Source organism: Lacrimispora sp. BS-2 (assembly GCF_040207125.1).
Taxonomy (GTDB): domain Bacteria; phylum Bacillota; class Clostridia; order Lachnospirales; family Lachnospiraceae; genus Lacrimispora.
This window is the reverse complement of sequence record NZ_CP157940.1, coordinates 2901604-2916196: the sequence shown is the minus strand read 5'-3', so window position 1 is coordinate 2916196 and position 14593 is coordinate 2901604. Positions and strand designations below refer to the sequence as shown.

13 protein-coding genes are annotated in these 14593 nt (G+C 41.9%); 12 read left to right on the top strand and 1 reads right to left on the bottom strand.

Features of this window, described 5'->3' with window-relative positions; genetic code table 11:
- The first annotated feature begins 67 nt into the window (after positions 1-67).
- From ABFV83_RS13745 to ABFV83_RS13725, 5 genes are all read left to right on the top strand, one after another.
- Positions 68-1741 carry an ABC transporter substrate-binding protein gene (locus ABFV83_RS13745; RefSeq protein ID WP_349944578.1) on the top strand — a complete coding sequence of 558 codons (1674 nt, stop codon included), beginning with the start codon at positions 68-70 and terminating at the stop codon, positions 1739-1741.
- A gap of 114 nt (positions 1742-1855) precedes the next feature.
- Positions 1856-2776: an ABC transporter permease subunit gene (locus tag ABFV83_RS13740; RefSeq protein WP_349944577.1), complete on the top strand. Its 921-nt coding sequence runs from the start codon at positions 1856-1858 to the stop codon at positions 2774-2776.
- A gap of 12 nt (positions 2777-2788) precedes the next feature.
- Entirely contained in the window at positions 2789-3667 is an 879-nt protein-coding gene (locus ABFV83_RS13735) for a carbohydrate ABC transporter permease (RefSeq protein WP_349944575.1), read from the top strand.
- A 50-nt stretch (positions 3668-3717) separates the two neighbouring features.
- Positions 3718-4896: a glycoside hydrolase family 88 protein gene (locus ABFV83_RS13730; protein ID WP_349944574.1), complete on the top strand. Its 1179-nt coding sequence runs from the start codon at positions 3718-3720 to the stop codon at positions 4894-4896.
- 13 nt (positions 4897-4909) lie between these two features.
- Positions 4910-6934 carry a heparinase II/III family protein gene (locus ABFV83_RS13725; RefSeq protein ID WP_349944572.1) on the top strand — a complete coding sequence of 675 codons (2025 nt, stop codon included), beginning with the start codon at positions 4910-4912 and terminating at the stop codon, positions 6932-6934.
- A 674-nt stretch (positions 6935-7608) separates the two neighbouring features.
- On the opposite strand, the gene ABFV83_RS13720 is transcribed toward ABFV83_RS13725, so the two are convergent.
- A complete protein-coding gene (locus ABFV83_RS13720) occupies positions 7609-8190 on the bottom strand; it encodes a hypothetical protein (RefSeq protein ID WP_349944571.1) in 582 nt (193 codons plus the stop codon).
- A gap of 391 nt (positions 8191-8581) precedes the next feature.
- Here ABFV83_RS13720 and ABFV83_RS13715 point away from each other — a divergent pair, with 391 nt between their 5' ends.
- From ABFV83_RS13715 to yfcE, 7 genes are all read left to right on the top strand, one after another.
- Positions 8582-10519 (top strand): fructose-1,6-bisphosphatase, encoded by a 1938-nt coding sequence (locus ABFV83_RS13715; protein WP_349944569.1) that lies wholly within the window; start codon positions 8582-8584, stop codon positions 10517-10519.
- A 109-nt stretch (positions 10520-10628) separates the two neighbouring features.
- Positions 10629-11102, top strand: coding sequence for a DUF1700 domain-containing protein (locus tag ABFV83_RS13710; RefSeq protein WP_349944568.1), 474 nt, complete (start codon positions 10629-10631; stop codon positions 11100-11102).
- A 206-nt stretch (positions 11103-11308) separates the two neighbouring features.
- Entirely contained in the window at positions 11309-12001 is a 693-nt protein-coding gene (locus ABFV83_RS13705; protein WP_349944567.1) for a C40 family peptidase, read from the top strand.
- A 183-nt stretch (positions 12002-12184) separates the two neighbouring features.
- Positions 12185-12865, top strand: coding sequence for a C40 family peptidase (locus ABFV83_RS13700; RefSeq protein ID WP_349948925.1), 681 nt, complete (start codon positions 12185-12187; stop codon positions 12863-12865).
- Positions 12866-13234: 369 nt separating this feature from the next.
- Positions 13235-13477: a hypothetical protein gene (locus ABFV83_RS13695; RefSeq protein ID WP_349944566.1), complete on the top strand. Its 243-nt coding sequence runs from the start codon at positions 13235-13237 to the stop codon at positions 13475-13477.
- Positions 13478-13632: 155 nt separating this feature from the next.
- The gene (locus ABFV83_RS13690; RefSeq protein ID WP_054742302.1) at positions 13633-13941 is read left to right on the top strand and encodes a rhodanese-like domain-containing protein; all 309 of its coding nucleotides are present in this window, start codon (positions 13633-13635) and stop codon (positions 13939-13941) included.
- Between the two features lie 72 nt (positions 13942-14013).
- Entirely contained in the window at positions 14014-14562 is a 549-nt protein-coding gene (yfcE, locus tag ABFV83_RS13685; protein ID WP_349944564.1) for a phosphodiesterase, read from the top strand.
- Positions 14563-14593 lie beyond the last annotated feature (31 nt).

The window sequence follows — 14593 nt, the reverse complement described above, 5'->3', positions numbered from 1 at the left end:
ATACATAAAAGCGTATATAGTATAGAGAAAAGATGTGCAAGATGCACAAGGATAAGGAGGAAGGTTCATGAAGAAAAGTTTTAAAAAGCCGATTGCTATTTTAACAGCAATGGTTACTGTCACTTCTCTGCTGGCAGGATGTGGAAGTAAAACAGGGGGAAATTCAGCTGCAGGCAGTGACACAAAAGAAACAACAAAAACAGCAGAAGCCGGTTCTAATGCAGAAGCAGGGGGAGAGGTATCTTATCCGTTGGCTAAGGGAGGAGATCTTACCTATTGGCTTCAGCTAAATCCCAACGTATCAGCTAACTATACTAATTTAGGCGAAACGGAATTTGGAAAAGCGTTACAAGAACAGACCGGTGTTACAATTAAATTCCAGCATCCCGCAGCAGGTTCGGACCAGGCAAAGGAACAGTTTAATTTAATCGTTGCCGATGGAAATCTCCCTGACATTATGGAGTGGCAATGGGTAAAAATGTATCCAGGCGGTCCGGAAAAGGCAATTAAGGATGGAGTCATCATTCCATTAAATGATGTTTTTGATCAGTATTGTCCAAATCTCAAAAACTATCTGGCAGAAAACCCTGATGTAGATAAGATGATCAAGACAGATGAAGGCCATTACTTTGCATTTCCATTCATCCGCGGCGAAGATAAGCTGCGCTATACAGTAGGTGGTTTCATCCGTAAGGATTGGCTGGATGAGCTGGAGCTTCCAGTTCCTGAAACTGTTGATGAGTGGCATACTGTACTGACTGCATTTAAGGAAAAGAAGGGTGCTGAGGCTCCTATTTGTTTTGACTGGACCAACTTCAAGCAGTCCAATCCAATTGCATTTGCCTATGAAGTAGGAGCTGCAAACGCCACATGGTTTATATTAGATGATGAGGGAAAAGTCGCTTTTGCGCCTGCTCAGGACGGATATAAGGATTATTTGATGACCATGAACCAGTGGTATCAGGAGGGACTGATTGATAAGGATATTGCTACTCTTAACAGTGATCAGGTAACTGCAAAGATGACCAGTGATAAATCCGGTGCTTCTGTAGGCTGGGCAGCAAGCCGTATGCAGGTATTTATGACAAGTTCACAGAAGAATAATCCTGACTATTTGCTGGTTCCGACTCCAACTCCAACTTTAGAAAAGGGTGCTGCACCTGAATATGGCTATATGGAAAATAAGTTCCCTGATGTGGGAGCAGCCATCACCTCCAGCTGTAAAAATGTAGAACTGGCAGCCAGATTATTGGATTACGGTTATTCTGAGGCAGGACATAACTTGTTTAATTATGGTACGGAAGGTGTTTCTTATGAGATGAAGGATGGAAAAGCTGTTTATTCCGATTTGGTCATGAATAATCCGGACGGCTGGCCTCTGGCACAGTCTTTATCAAAATACATTCGTGCTAATTATAATGGACCATTTGTACAGGATCTTAACTATCTTGAGCAGTATTTACAACTTCCTACTGTTAAGGATTGTCCAAGTGTCTGGGAAGTTCCAGATGCAGGCAAACATACGGTTCCAAACATCACTCCAACACAGGAGGAGTCTAAGGAACTGGCGACTATTACCAATGAACTTAATACTTATGTAGATGAAATGGCCCTTAAATTTATCTTTGGTACAGAAAGCTTTGATAAATGGGATAATTATATCCAGACATTAAAGGATATGAAACTGGACCGTGCACTTGAAATTGAGAACGCAGCTTTAGAGCGTTATGAAGCTAGATAATTCTGGTTGATTTCCAATAAAGATACGGCCGGGCGATTGCATAGTCAGTCCCCGGCTGTTTTAAGATCAAGGTTTTCGGATCAAGTATTCAGATGAAAGGAAGGGATGGAAGGAATGAAGGGAAATTCGTTGAGCTATAGAATCAGGAAAGATTTACAGAGAAACTGGACTTTATATCTGCTGGTGCTTCCTGTCATTATTTTTTATGCTGTTTTTATGTATAAACCGATGTATGGTGCAATTATTGCATTTAAAGATTTTACGCCTGCCAAAGGAGTATTTGGCAGTGAATGGGTGGGGTTTGAAAATTTTACCAGATTTTTTACAAGTCCTTATTTTGGAAGGCTTTTGAAAAATACTCTGTTATTAAGTGTTTATAATATTATATTTGGGTTTCCCGCTCCTATTATTCTGGCCCTTTTGCTGAATGAAGTGAAAAATGGAAAATTTAAGAAGGTTTCTCAGACAATTACCTATCTGCCTCATTTTATTTCCCTGGTAGTTGCCTGTGGTATGATTAAGGACTTTTGTCTGACAACCGGTCTTTTCAATGATATTATTGCGTTATTTGGAGGAACGCGGAATCCTCTTCTTCAAAATCCTGGGAACTTCCGTACAATCTATACAGCCTCCAGCATATGGCAGGAGATAGGCTGGGGATCTATTATCTATCTTTCTGCATTATCAGGTGTTGACAGCCAGCTATATGAAGCAGCCTCTATTGATGGTGCAGGGAAATGGAAACAGCTTCTCAACGTAACCTTGCCTGGAATTGCACCGACTATTATCATCATGCTGATTTTAAGAATGGGTTCCCTGATGAGTATGGGATATGAAAAGACGATTCTGTTATATAATCCGTCTACCTATGAAACTGCAGATATTATTTCTTCTTATGTATACCGTGCTGGTCTGATTGAGCAGGATTGGAGTTATTCAACTGCTATTGGTCTGTTTAATTCTGTGATCAACTGTGTTCTGTTGTATATTACTAATAAAATATCTAAAAAAACAACAGAAAACAGTTTGTGGTAAAGGAGGAGAGAGATGAAAGTTAAAGTTTCCCGGGGAGAAAGAATATTTCATGTAGTTAATTATATTCTTTTGACCATCATTGCATTGATCTGTTTATATCCTATGTGGTTTGTGGCTATGGCTTCATTCAGCGACAGCAACCAGCTTATGGCACATTCAGGATTCTTATTAAAGCCTTTGGGATTTAATCTTCAGGCATATTTGAAGGTATTTGAAAACCCTATGATTTTGAAAGGCTATGTAAATACACTGTTTATTCTGGTGGTCGGTGTTACCCTGGATTTGGTAATGACTTCACTTGCAGCTTATTTCTTTTCCAGAAAGGGTGTTTTGTTTAAAAAGCCTTTGATGCTGCTGGTGCTTTTTACCATGTTTTTCTCAGGCGGTATGATTCCGTTTTATCTGAATCTGAAAGATTTGCATTTGATTAACAGCAGATGGGGGCTCATCATTCCTTTTATGATCAGCACTTATAATATGATTATCTTAAGAACATCCTTTGAATCCATTCCTGAAAGCTTGACGGAAGCGGCCAGAATTGATGGGGCTGGCCATATTACCATTCTGTTTAAAATTATTTTGCCCCTGTCCAAATCAATTATGGCAGTTATGGTTCTGTATTATGGCGTTTCCATATGGAATGCATGGTTCTGGGCTTCTGCGATTTTAAGAGACCGGGAATTATATCCCCTTCAGGTTATCTTAAGAGAAATCCTTATATCCAATGATTTACAGGCGATGAACGGAGGTGCGGGAGCTGATGCGGAGGCCATTGCACAGAGCATTAAGTATGCCACAATCATGGTTGCTACAGTTCCGATTCTGTTCGTATATCCATTTTTACAAAAATACTTTACAAAGGGAGTTATGATCGGAGCTGTGAAGGAATAGTTTTTGCGGCGGATCAATCGATATCAGCAAGTATAAAGGGGGTAAGGCATATGCAAACAAGGGAAGAACTATTACAGTACAAGGAAATTGATGATGAAATGTCAGGGACTGCCTATGATAAGGCAGCAGAGCTGATTAAAAAAGCCACGGATCAGTTTACGGAACAATTTCCTCAGGAGGCCAGTATAAATAATTTCTATCAGAAGGGAACCAACTACGAATGGACACCTGGATTCTGGACTGGGGAAGTATGGCTGGCTTATGAGAAAACAGGGGATAGGGCATTAAGAAATACAGCTGAAATTGAAGTAAAGGATTTTTATAGAAGGATCAAAGAAAAAGAAGGCGTGGATCACCATGACATGGGATTTTTATACTGTCCTTCCTGTGTGGCTGCATACAAACTTACGGGAGATCTCACAGGTAAGAAAGCTGCTATTATGGCAGCTAATAATCTGATGACCAGATTTCATGAAAAGGGCCAGTTCTTTCAGGCCTGGGGAAGGCTGGGGGATGAGAAGAATTACCGCATGATTATAGACTGTCTGCTCAATATGCCTCTGCTTTTCTGGGCAGGTGAGGTCACAGGAGAGGAAAACTTCATAAAAAAGGCAGAAGCGCATATTAAGACTGCAATGAAAAATATTATTAGAGAAGATCATTCCACCTATCACACATTTTTCTTTGATATAGAAACAGGAGAACCCAAAAAGGGCGTTACCCATCAGGGGTACCGGGATGGTTCTGCCTGGGCAAGAGGTCAGGCATGGGGAATTTACGGATCTGCACTTGCTTATAAATTTCTTAGGAATGAGGAATATGCTGATATTTTCTGCAAAGTAACGGATTATTTTCTGGAGCATTTGCCTAAGGATATGGTTCCTTACTGGGATTTTGATTTTAGTGACGGAAGCAATGAACCAAGGGATTCTTCTGCAGCAGCAATTGCAGCCTGCGGTATGCTTGAGATGAGCAAATATCTTTCAAAGGAAAAAGCAGAATATTATAAAGGTATGGCGAAAAGGCTTCTGTATGCACTGGTAACGGAGTGCGCGGTGACTGATCCGGCTGTATCCAACGGTCTTCTGTTACATGGAACCTATGCAAAAAGTTCTCCCTATAACACATGTCCAAACCACGGAGTTGATGAGTGCGTTCTTTGGGGCGACTACTTTTATATGGAGGCATTGACGCGGCTTTCAACTGATTGGGAGCCATACTGGTATTGATGAGGAATTGGAGATGACAATAGAACAATATTTTGACAGACCGGATACTTGTTATTTTGTACCTGATCCGGAGCATTCAGCCTGTTATTGTAAAGAATACTGGAATGAAGATGCAGAGCATATTTTACGGATTGCAAATGAAGTATGTGAAAATACATTTCTGTTTGACTTAAACTGGGATATGGAGCGTACCTATGAGCCTGTGGTATTTTCCGGGGAAATTGACTGGAGCTATATGCCTTCCGGTGATCCGGAATTTGTCTGGCAGTTCAACAGACACAGATTTTTCATTTGCCTGGGGCAGGCCTGGCAGATGACCGGAGATGAAAAGTATGTAACATGCTTTCTGCGGCTGATCAATGACTGGATGGGCAGCGTTCTGCTGGAGAAAAAAACAGAGATGGGGCCCTGGCGCCTGTTGGAGACAGGGCTGCGGGGAGAGACATGGACGAAAGCGGTCCGCTATTTTAAGGACAGCAGCTTAATAACAGAAAACTTTTTAGATCAATTTGAAGAATCGCTGCGGCTTCATGCCAGAAGACTGGTGGAAAAGGGCGGAGACGAAAGGCTGCAGAGCAACTGGTGTATTCTGGAGAACAGCGGGCTTTTTGAGATTGCATTGGGACTTCCTCAAAACGGTGAAACAAGAGAGTGGGCTTCCATTGCTCTGGAGAGAATTTATAAGTCAATGAAGGTACAGATTTATAAAGACGGCAGTCAGTGGGAGCAATCCCCTATGTATCACAATGAAGTATACCACTGCCTGTGCTGTGTGATTTTCCTTGCAAGAGCCAATGGGATACCACTTAAGCCGGATTTGGAGGAAACGGTTCATCACATGGCACAGGCAAACGTTATCTGGAAAAAGCCGGACAGTCATCAATTCACTCATGGAGATTCTGATGACACAGATTTACGGGATAAAATCACCATGGGAGCCTGGTTATTCCAGGATCCTATCCTGAAATGGAGCGGCTTTAAGCTTATGGATTATGAAGGCGCCTGGGATTTCGGAAGCAGTGCCTGTGCTGAGTATGCCCTTCTTCCTGCGAAAGAACCGGATTTTATATCAGCATATCTGGAGGATAGCGGAAATTATTATTTAAGGGAAAGCTGGAAAAGGAATTCTAATCTTCTTCATTTTACATGCGGTGCAATGAGTACAGGTCATTGCCATGGGGATAAAATGCATGTGGATCTGGTCATGAATGGAGAAGATGTGCTGGTCGATGGCGGCAGAGCCACCTATATGAACGTTCCCCTACGTTTTATCTTGAAAGATAATCCGGGCCATAATACCACAACAATAGATGGGGAGTCCTTTACTGCATTTGAAGATTCCTGGTATACCAATAGGCTTTCTCTGCCTGTAAACAGAACATACAGGGCCGGAGAAATTGCAGAATTTGTGCAGGGCGGTCATCTGGGATATATGAAAAAGGGTATCTTTGTGAATCGGCGTATCATCTGGATTAAACCGGATATTTATCTGATCAATGATCAGTTCTATGCAGAAGGAGAGCATGAATACAGGCAGCATTTCCATTTTGCGCCGGAAGGAGAGGCTTTCACAGAAGCAAATCTGGTGACTTTCCGGGGAAAAGAGACCAGTGCATTTCTGAACTTTTTGACAAAGGATGCCATGCTTGAAAGTAACAGGGGAATGACCTCAAGACATTACAATCAGTGGGAAGAAAATGATGTAGTTACTGCGGTCCTTAGAAAAGAAGGGTTTGCCAGTATGATTACAGTCATAAACGGCGGGAGTTCTTCTGCAGCAGAACCGGCTGAAGTGAGGTTTGTAGAGACAGTCAGCCATACACTTCATAAAACACTGACAGAAAGCGAAGCCCAGGCTGTGAAAATCACCGTTGGAAAGCGAAGCTATGTTGTGATTCTCTGCAATGATGAGGTCCTCCATACTTCAGATGCAGTGATAGCAGATGAATGCTTTGCTACAGGAAATGTCTGTGTTTTCAATGTCAGTGACAGGAAAATGGGAGAAAGGCTTTATGCCGGGGAAGTGCTTCATGCATAATAAAACTGGATGATTCCGGGGGTGCTGCAAAATGACTGAATTTTAGTCATGGGGCAATGGATAGAAAGTAAGGAACATGTGAAGCCGGTTACCCACGTATCTGGAAATCGTACTGGGGATATATTTTCAAAAAAGGTTCAACCGTAAAGGCTGAACCTTTTTAAAAAATTATTTGCAGAACTGGGAAATTAAATCTAATAAATCACTTAAGTTACATGAGCTGAAGTCAAAGAACATGATACGTAACCTCCTTATTATTTTTCGCTTTCTTGAAACAACTTTATTGTAACACTTATGTAACAGAATTGTAATATATAAAAGGTGGAATGCAAAGAAGTAATTGGCAAAGACGGATCATAATGGTACCAGGGTTTTAGGCTCCGGGCCTATGGAATATGATCCGATTTTCACATCTTGTCTACTTTTTTCATAAAGTATAATATTACTGTTTGAAAGGGGGGAAATACATGTGCTGTTTTAACAGGTGTTGCCGAAGAAATTGCAGATGCAACTTTTGTAATAACTGCTGCTTCTGTAATAATAGATGTAACTGGTGGTGGTAAAGATCGCTCCAGATGATAGCAGGAGAGTGTAGAATCCGGGGCAATCAGAGCAAAGATACAGGTGGGGCCGGGATTCCGGTCCCACCTTTTTATAGCATCATTAAGTAAAATTTATAATATTTGAATATGGAAAGCATCAGCTTGATGGGGGAAAACTTCAGTTTGAATATTGGAATGAGTCACGTTTACGAATAAACCAGGGCGAAGTAAAAGAAAAGAAACCGGGTTGCCATTTTTATCGCGGATAGTAGCCATCTTACTAATACTAAATTCTATTTGATTATCTGGATTACCAGGGTCATTAGTATAGAGAAGAAGATTATCCACATCTACTCTTGTGATTCGGGCCGTAGTAGAGCTCAATGGCGGCTGGCCATATTCTCTTATAACAATTAAATAAGCATTAGCTTGTGGAGGAATGCGCCTTTCCATAATTAGTGAAAATAAGGAGTCTGCCAGCATGCCTTCCTGGATGTCACATAAGCACATATGTTGGCCGAATGAATTTATAATATCAGTGTAAAAGTCTACATTAAGCCTTAAGGGTTCGGATATAATTTCATTTAGTTCAGGCCTGGCATAGATAATGTCAATATATCCGGTAGTTCTGCTGCGGATAAAAACCTCTGTAACTACTCCATTATTAACTTGCAGTATTTGTCCTATTTGTGTGAGTGTACCTAAATCATTCATGTGCATTTGCGGCCGCCTCTTAGAGATTTTATATAATCTCTATATTATATGCATGAATTTGAAATATTGCCCTGATTGTGCCAATCTCTTACATAACCTTATAATGTACCTCACTAATCGCCTGATTCATTGTACTTATTGGGTCATGTCCATAAGCCACTCGTCGTGGCTTTTTTAGGCAGATTACCGGCATTCTGTCATGAATAAATGAAATGCGGGACTACTGGCTATGGTGTTTTAGCCGGTAGTTTTCTTATTATGTGAGATCAAATCAAGGGAAGCCCTGGATCAATGGGAGCCACCCTGCTAAAAAGGGTTTTAAATTGATATCTTTTATGATACTATAGCTTTATAGAGATGCAGTATCACTTCAAAAAGAAGGGGAGGTATTATGAGAAATCTGGCGTATCTGAAACTGATGGCAAGGGAGTATCCTACAATTAAGGCTGCTTCCAGTGAGATCATCAACCTTACGGCCATTCAGGGCTTACCAAAGGGAACGGAATATTTTTTCAGTGACCTGCATGGCGAGTACGAGGCATTTGTCCATTTATTAAAGAGTGCCTCAGGCGTTATCCGTGAAAAAATCACGGAAACCTTCAGCCACATCATACCAGAGAAAGAAGAAGTGGAGTTAGCGAACTTAATTTACTATCCGGAGCGGATCATGAATCAGCTGGAGCTTAAGGGTCTGGCAGACGGTGACTGGCAGAGAGTGACCATTTACCGGCTGGTACAGATCTGTAAAATGGTTTCATCAAAGTACACCAGATCCAAGGTAAGGAAGAAAATGCCCCCGGAGTTTTCCTACATCATTGATGAGCTGATTCATGTGGATTATAATGATGACAATAAACGTGTATACTATAATGAAATCATACGGTCCATCATTGACATCGGGGTCGGAGATAAGTTTATCATAGCCTTATGTGAGCTGATCCAGAATCTGACCATTGACAGCCTGCATATTATCGGAGATATTTTCGACCGTGGCCCAAGGGCGGATATCATTATGAATGAACTGCTGCAATTTCATGACGTTGATATACAGTGGGGCAATCATGACATCTCCTGGATGGGAGCAGCCACCGGGAATCTGGCATGTATCTGCAACGTACTGCGTATTGCCATCAGCTATAACAGCTTTGATGTACTGGAGGACGGATATGGCATCAACCTGCGTCCTTTATCCATGTTTGCAGCCAGGGTTTACCGGGAGGATCCCTGCGACCAGTTCATTCCCCAGATTCTTGATGAAAACATCTATGACGCGGTGGACCCGGGACTGGCGGCCAAGATGCATAAGGCCATTGCAATCATTCAGTTCAAGGTAGAAGGACAGATTATAAAACGCCATCCGGAATATGAAATGAGTGACCGGATTCTGATTGAGGCCATTGACTTTGAACGGGGCGTTGTGACCGTGGAGGGTAAAGAATATCCAATGCTTGATAAGTTCTTTCCAACGGTAGACCCCAAGGAACCGTTAAAGCTGAGCAAAGAGGAGGGAGAGCTTCTCCATACCCTTCAGCTTTCCTTCATGCATAACGAGCTTCTTCATAAGCATGTTCGTTTTCTGTATTCTCATGGAAGCATGTACAAATGCTACAATTCAAACCTTTTGTACCATGGCTGCATTCCTATGAGGGAGGATGGCTCCTTTGAAGAGATCGTGGTGGATCACCATGCTTATTCGGGAAAGGCGCTGATGGATTACGTGGACCGAAAGGTTCAAAATGCATATTTTATGCCGGAGGGTTCCGCGGAAAGTGAGGATGCCAGGGATTTCATGTGGTATCTATGGTGCGGAGCCAAATCCCCGGTCTACGGTAAGGGAAAGATGACGACCTTTGAGCATTATTTTATCGAAGATACTTCCGCCCGTAAGGAGCCTATGAACCCTTATTACAGGCTTAGCATGAAAGAAGAATACTGTGATAAGATATTGGAAGAATTCGGCCTTCCTAAAAAAGGATCCCACATCATCAACGGCCATGTTCCGGTGAAAATAAAGGAAGGGGAATCCCCGGTAAAGGCAGGCGGCAAGCTGTTTCTCATAGACGGAGGGCTGTCAAAGGCTTACCAGTCCAAGACAGGAATCGCAGGCTATACGCTGATTTATAATTCCAATCATCTGGCTCTTGCGGAGCACAAGCCCTTTGATCCCAATAAGGAAAGCACGCCAAAGGTTTCGGTTGTGGAGAACATGAAGAAACGGGTCATGGTGGCGGATACGGATAAGGGCGCTGAACTGGCGGAACGGATTGCGGACTTAAAGGAGCTGGTGGCGGCATACCGGGATGGCGTAATTAAGGAAAAGGTAGAGTAGTCCATCCGATTATGAAATTTTAAGAATTTATTCAGAGAAGGTTTCTTTACGAAATCCCTGTCGGATGATACAATAATCAAAGCTATTTACTTAATTGAAGGAGGCTCAGATGAGCAGACAGGAGTTTTTACAGCGCTTAAGGGAGGCTTTATCAGGTGAAGTTCCTGGAAGTGTGATCGAAGAAAATATCAGGTACTATGAAGAATATATCAGCACGGAAGTGAGCAATGGATCTGCGGAAGAGGCGGTGATAGCTGCTATCGGCGATCCAAGGCTGATTGCCAGGACAATTTTTGAGGCCAACGAGAATGCAAAGAGCAGCGGATCCGGAAGAACTTACTATGAATCCTATTCCGGTGCGGATCGAAATGTGTATGAGGAGCCGGGGAATTTCGGACGTCATATGCATTACATTGACTTGAGTAAATGGTACTGGAAGCTTTTGGGAGTCGTGGTGTTTATCCTGTTTTTCTTTCTGATTGCCAGCATTGTTACAGGGATTTTCAGCCTTCTGATGCCGATTATGGGCCCCTTGCTTTTGATATTTCTCATTGTCTGGTTTGTAAGAGGTTCGAAACGATAAAGTTAAATATATTTAATAAATTCAAATAAATATTACGAATGTATGACGGTAGTTATGACGCATAAAGCGCCATGACTGCCGTTTTTGCTTGACAAATACGAGGAATAAGTATATAATTCGAAATGTAATAATTATGTAACGATTATGTAACAATTTAAAGAAGTTTTGTGGAAACGACAGAAAAACGTAAAAACAGGAGATTTAATATGAAGAATAAAATGTGGAAGGCGATGGGGCTTTTAGGCCTTTTTGCAAGCTTAAGCGGAATTCCCCAGGTAGAGGCGAACGCAGCAGAGATTGCTGTGGAAACCAGCACAACACTTTATGCGAAAATGGATATGCCTGTGTCTGTCAGAGAAGCTGCCGATACAGCGGGAACGGCTCTTTCCCTGGCTGGGGAAGGCCAGACTTATGAAGTGGTTGAATCCCCAAATGCTGGATGGCTTAAAATAAAAACTCCTGAAGGAGAAGGTTACATAGAAAGCGGTGCTGTGACCCTGATTGAGAAAACTCAGGAAAAGGTGGACAAGTCTGTTCTGCAGCGCCAGAAAGTCGTAGATTATGCGCTTCAGTTTGTGGGTGGACGCTATGTCTATGGAGGAGTCAATCCCAAAACAGGAGTGGACTGTTCCGGGTTTACCAGATATGTGTTAAGAAATGCGGCCGGGGTCAATTTAAGCCATAGTTCTAAGTCTCAGTCAAGGGAAGGACGCAGTGTCAGCTATGAAGAAGCCCGTGCGGGAGATTTGGTATTTTATGGAAAAAATGGTTCCATTAACCATGTGGCTTTATACATGGGAGACGGCCGGGTAGTCCATGCTTCCACAGAAAAGACCGGAATTATCGTAACAAACGTCATGTATCGCAAGCCTGTGAAATTTGTCAGGGTTTTAAACTAAAATATTTCGAAATTCGTGCACTTTTAAATAATACTTGACGAAAAGATAAAATAATTGTATAATAACCGTAATGAATTTAATATTTACGTAACATTTGAAAATCAAAAAGTAAAAATAGGAGCAGATTTCCCGATGATAAATAAAGCATGGAAAACGTTAGGACTTATGGCTTTTTGCGGAGCAATGGTAGTGGCAGTTCCTTCAGATGTAAGAGCAGATGAAATTTCCGGTCCGGGACTCACTTATGGGAATTATATGGTGACCGTTGATGCAGATAATGTAACGATCAGCAAGGATGAAGCTGGTCAGGAAGCGCTCATGACCGCTTCTAAAGGATCTTCCTTTGAAGTTATACAGGATATGGGCGATGGATACATGAAAGTTAAGATCAATGATACATATGGCTATATGCCGGTAAAGGGCAATGCAACCGTATCCTCAACTGATGAGGAAACACTGGCTGCATTGGATGTAAAGGTTCAGGCAGAGGAAGCCGTTAATTTCAGACAGAGCATTGTTAATTACGCACTTCAGTTTGTAGGCGGACGTTACGCTTATGGCGGCAGCGATCCACGCACCGGAGTAGACTGTTCCGGATTTACCAGATATGTGATGCAGCACGCAGCCGGCCTTACCTTAAACCGTTCCTCAGGTGGACAGGCTTCCCAGGGAAGATCAGTCAGCGCAGATCAGATGCGCCCAGGCGATTTGATTTTTTATGGAAAAGGATCATCCATAAACCATGTTGCCATGTTTATCGGCAATGGACAGGTAGTACATTCATCAACTTATAGTACAGGTATTAAGACTTCTCCGTGGAATTATCGGACACCTGTAAAAATCGTCAATGTTCTTGGCGATTAATGAAATAGCGGACAACCGGATTTTGGAAAGGGATATAAGACCCTCGGCATTTTATGCCGGGGGTCTTTTGATGCTGCAATCAGTCATGTTCTTAATTCGGTTAAAAAAGAGAAACAGCCGGAATAGGGGAGCTATCTCGGCTGCTTCTGAGGGGAGTATAAATAATTAATAAGGATGAGGGGAAAACCCCTCATTTTGATTATAATATAGCTGTGATAAAAATGCAAAGTATTTTTACAAAATACAGTCGCATTTTCGAATAATATACCATTTCTTCTTTAATTTTAAAATAAAAAAACAATTGTATAATATTTTTGAATCACGCCATACTAACGATGTAACGAAAAACGCCGACAGGAGGTATTTAATATGTCTAAGAATAACCACAATGATATGGAAAATTCCAGAAACTCCCAGAACAACAACCAGAACAACAACCAGAACAACAACCAGAACAACAACCAGAACAACAACCAGAACAACAGCCAGAACAACAACCAGAACAACAATCAGAACAATAACCGCAACTCCAGCAAGGATAACAGCCGTAACTCCAGCAAGGATTGCTGCCGCGATTCCAGCAAAGACAACAACCGCAACAGATTCAACTAATAACGGAAGCTGATCCAATTGTTCTTGAGAAAAGGCGTGGGAAAGTGACAGAGGTCCTTTCCCGCGTTTTTTTGTTGAAATCCTTCTGATTCTATATGATTTTCGCAAACCTGAAAATATGGAATATATTATTACTAGAAAGGACAGGTGATAGTATGTTTAAGACCATACCGATTTGGGAAGTCGATCATTATATTAATTATTACAGTGATATTATGATTATAGATCTTCGCAGTCAATCGTCCTACAGGCAATCCCATATTCAGGGAGCGGTAAATCTGCCATATGAAGATATGGATCGTTGGGTGAGCAGCTTGCCAAAGGATAAACTTTTGATATTTTACTGTTCCCGGGGCGGACAAAGCATGATGGCCTGCAGGAAATTGGAGCAGTCCGGATATAATGTGGTCAATATAGCCAATGGAATCGCATATTACAGAGGAAAATATATGGTTCGCGGATAGGTAAATTCATTGACAGAAATACCCCGCTAGCCTTAAAATATACCTATTAAATACAAAAGGAGAAAACAACTTATGAAATATATGATTGCTTCCGACATTCATGGTTCTGCCTATTTTTGCAGGAAGCTGTTAGATGTATATAAAACTTCCGGAGCAGGCAGGCTGATCCTGTTAGGAGACATTCTTTACCATGGTCCCAGAAATGACCTTCCAAGGGAGTATGCCCCAAAAGAGGTGATTTCCATGTTAAATGGCTTCAAGGATCAGATTTATAGTGTACGGGGAAACTGTGACACAGAAGTGGATCAAATGGTGCTGGAGTTTCCGATTCTCGGGGACTATGCCCTGCTTGCTGCCCCCGGCCTGACAATCTATGCCACTCATGGGCACATTTATAATAAGGAAAACCTGCCTCCGGTACAGAAGGGAGATATTCTGCTTCATGGACATACTCATATCCTGACTGCAGAGCGTTTTGGCGATATTACCATATTAAATCCAGGCTCCGTGTCCATTCCAAAGGGCGGCAATCCTCCTACTTACGGAATGCTGGAGGATCAGGTGTTCCGTATCATGGATTTTGACGGGAATGTTATAAAAGAAATGAACTTAGGAGAATAAAGTGAAAAAAATATTTGAACTGATCGCACCC

Excerpts from the sequence above, each read along its gene's own strand:
- ABFV83_RS13745 (WP_349944578.1), top strand. The coding sequence starts at position 68 with ATGAAGAAAAGTTTTAAAAAGCCGATTGCTATTTTAACAGCAATGGTT.
- ABFV83_RS13740 (WP_349944577.1), top strand. The coding sequence starts at position 1,856 with ATGAAGGGAAATTCGTTGAGCTATAGAATCAGGAAAGATTTACAGAGA.
- ABFV83_RS13735 (WP_349944575.1), top strand. The coding sequence starts at position 2,789 with ATGAAAGTTAAAGTTTCCCGGGGAGAAAGAATATTTCATGTAGTTAAT.
- ABFV83_RS13730 (WP_349944574.1), top strand. The coding sequence starts at position 3,718 with ATGCAAACAAGGGAAGAACTATTACAGTACAAGGAAATTGATGATGAA.
- ABFV83_RS13725 (WP_349944572.1), top strand. The coding sequence starts at position 4,910 with ATGACAATAGAACAATATTTTGACAGACCGGATACTTGTTATTTTGTA.
- ABFV83_RS13720 (WP_349944571.1), bottom strand. The coding sequence starts at position 8,190 with ATGAATGATTTAGGTACACTCACACAAATAGGACAAATACTGCAAGTT.
- ABFV83_RS13715 (WP_349944569.1), top strand. The coding sequence starts at position 8,582 with ATGAGAAATCTGGCGTATCTGAAACTGATGGCAAGGGAGTATCCTACA.
- ABFV83_RS13710 (WP_349944568.1), top strand. The coding sequence starts at position 10,629 with ATGAGCAGACAGGAGTTTTTACAGCGCTTAAGGGAGGCTTTATCAGGT.
- ABFV83_RS13705 (WP_349944567.1), top strand. The coding sequence starts at position 11,309 with ATGAAGAATAAAATGTGGAAGGCGATGGGGCTTTTAGGCCTTTTTGCA.
- ABFV83_RS13700 (WP_349948925.1), top strand. The coding sequence starts at position 12,185 with ATGGTAGTGGCAGTTCCTTCAGATGTAAGAGCAGATGAAATTTCCGGT.
- ABFV83_RS13695 (WP_349944566.1), top strand. The coding sequence starts at position 13,235 with ATGTCTAAGAATAACCACAATGATATGGAAAATTCCAGAAACTCCCAG.
- ABFV83_RS13690 (WP_054742302.1), top strand. The coding sequence starts at position 13,633 with ATGTTTAAGACCATACCGATTTGGGAAGTCGATCATTATATTAATTAT.
- yfcE (WP_349944564.1), top strand. The coding sequence starts at position 14,014 with ATGAAATATATGATTGCTTCCGACATTCATGGTTCTGCCTATTTTTGC.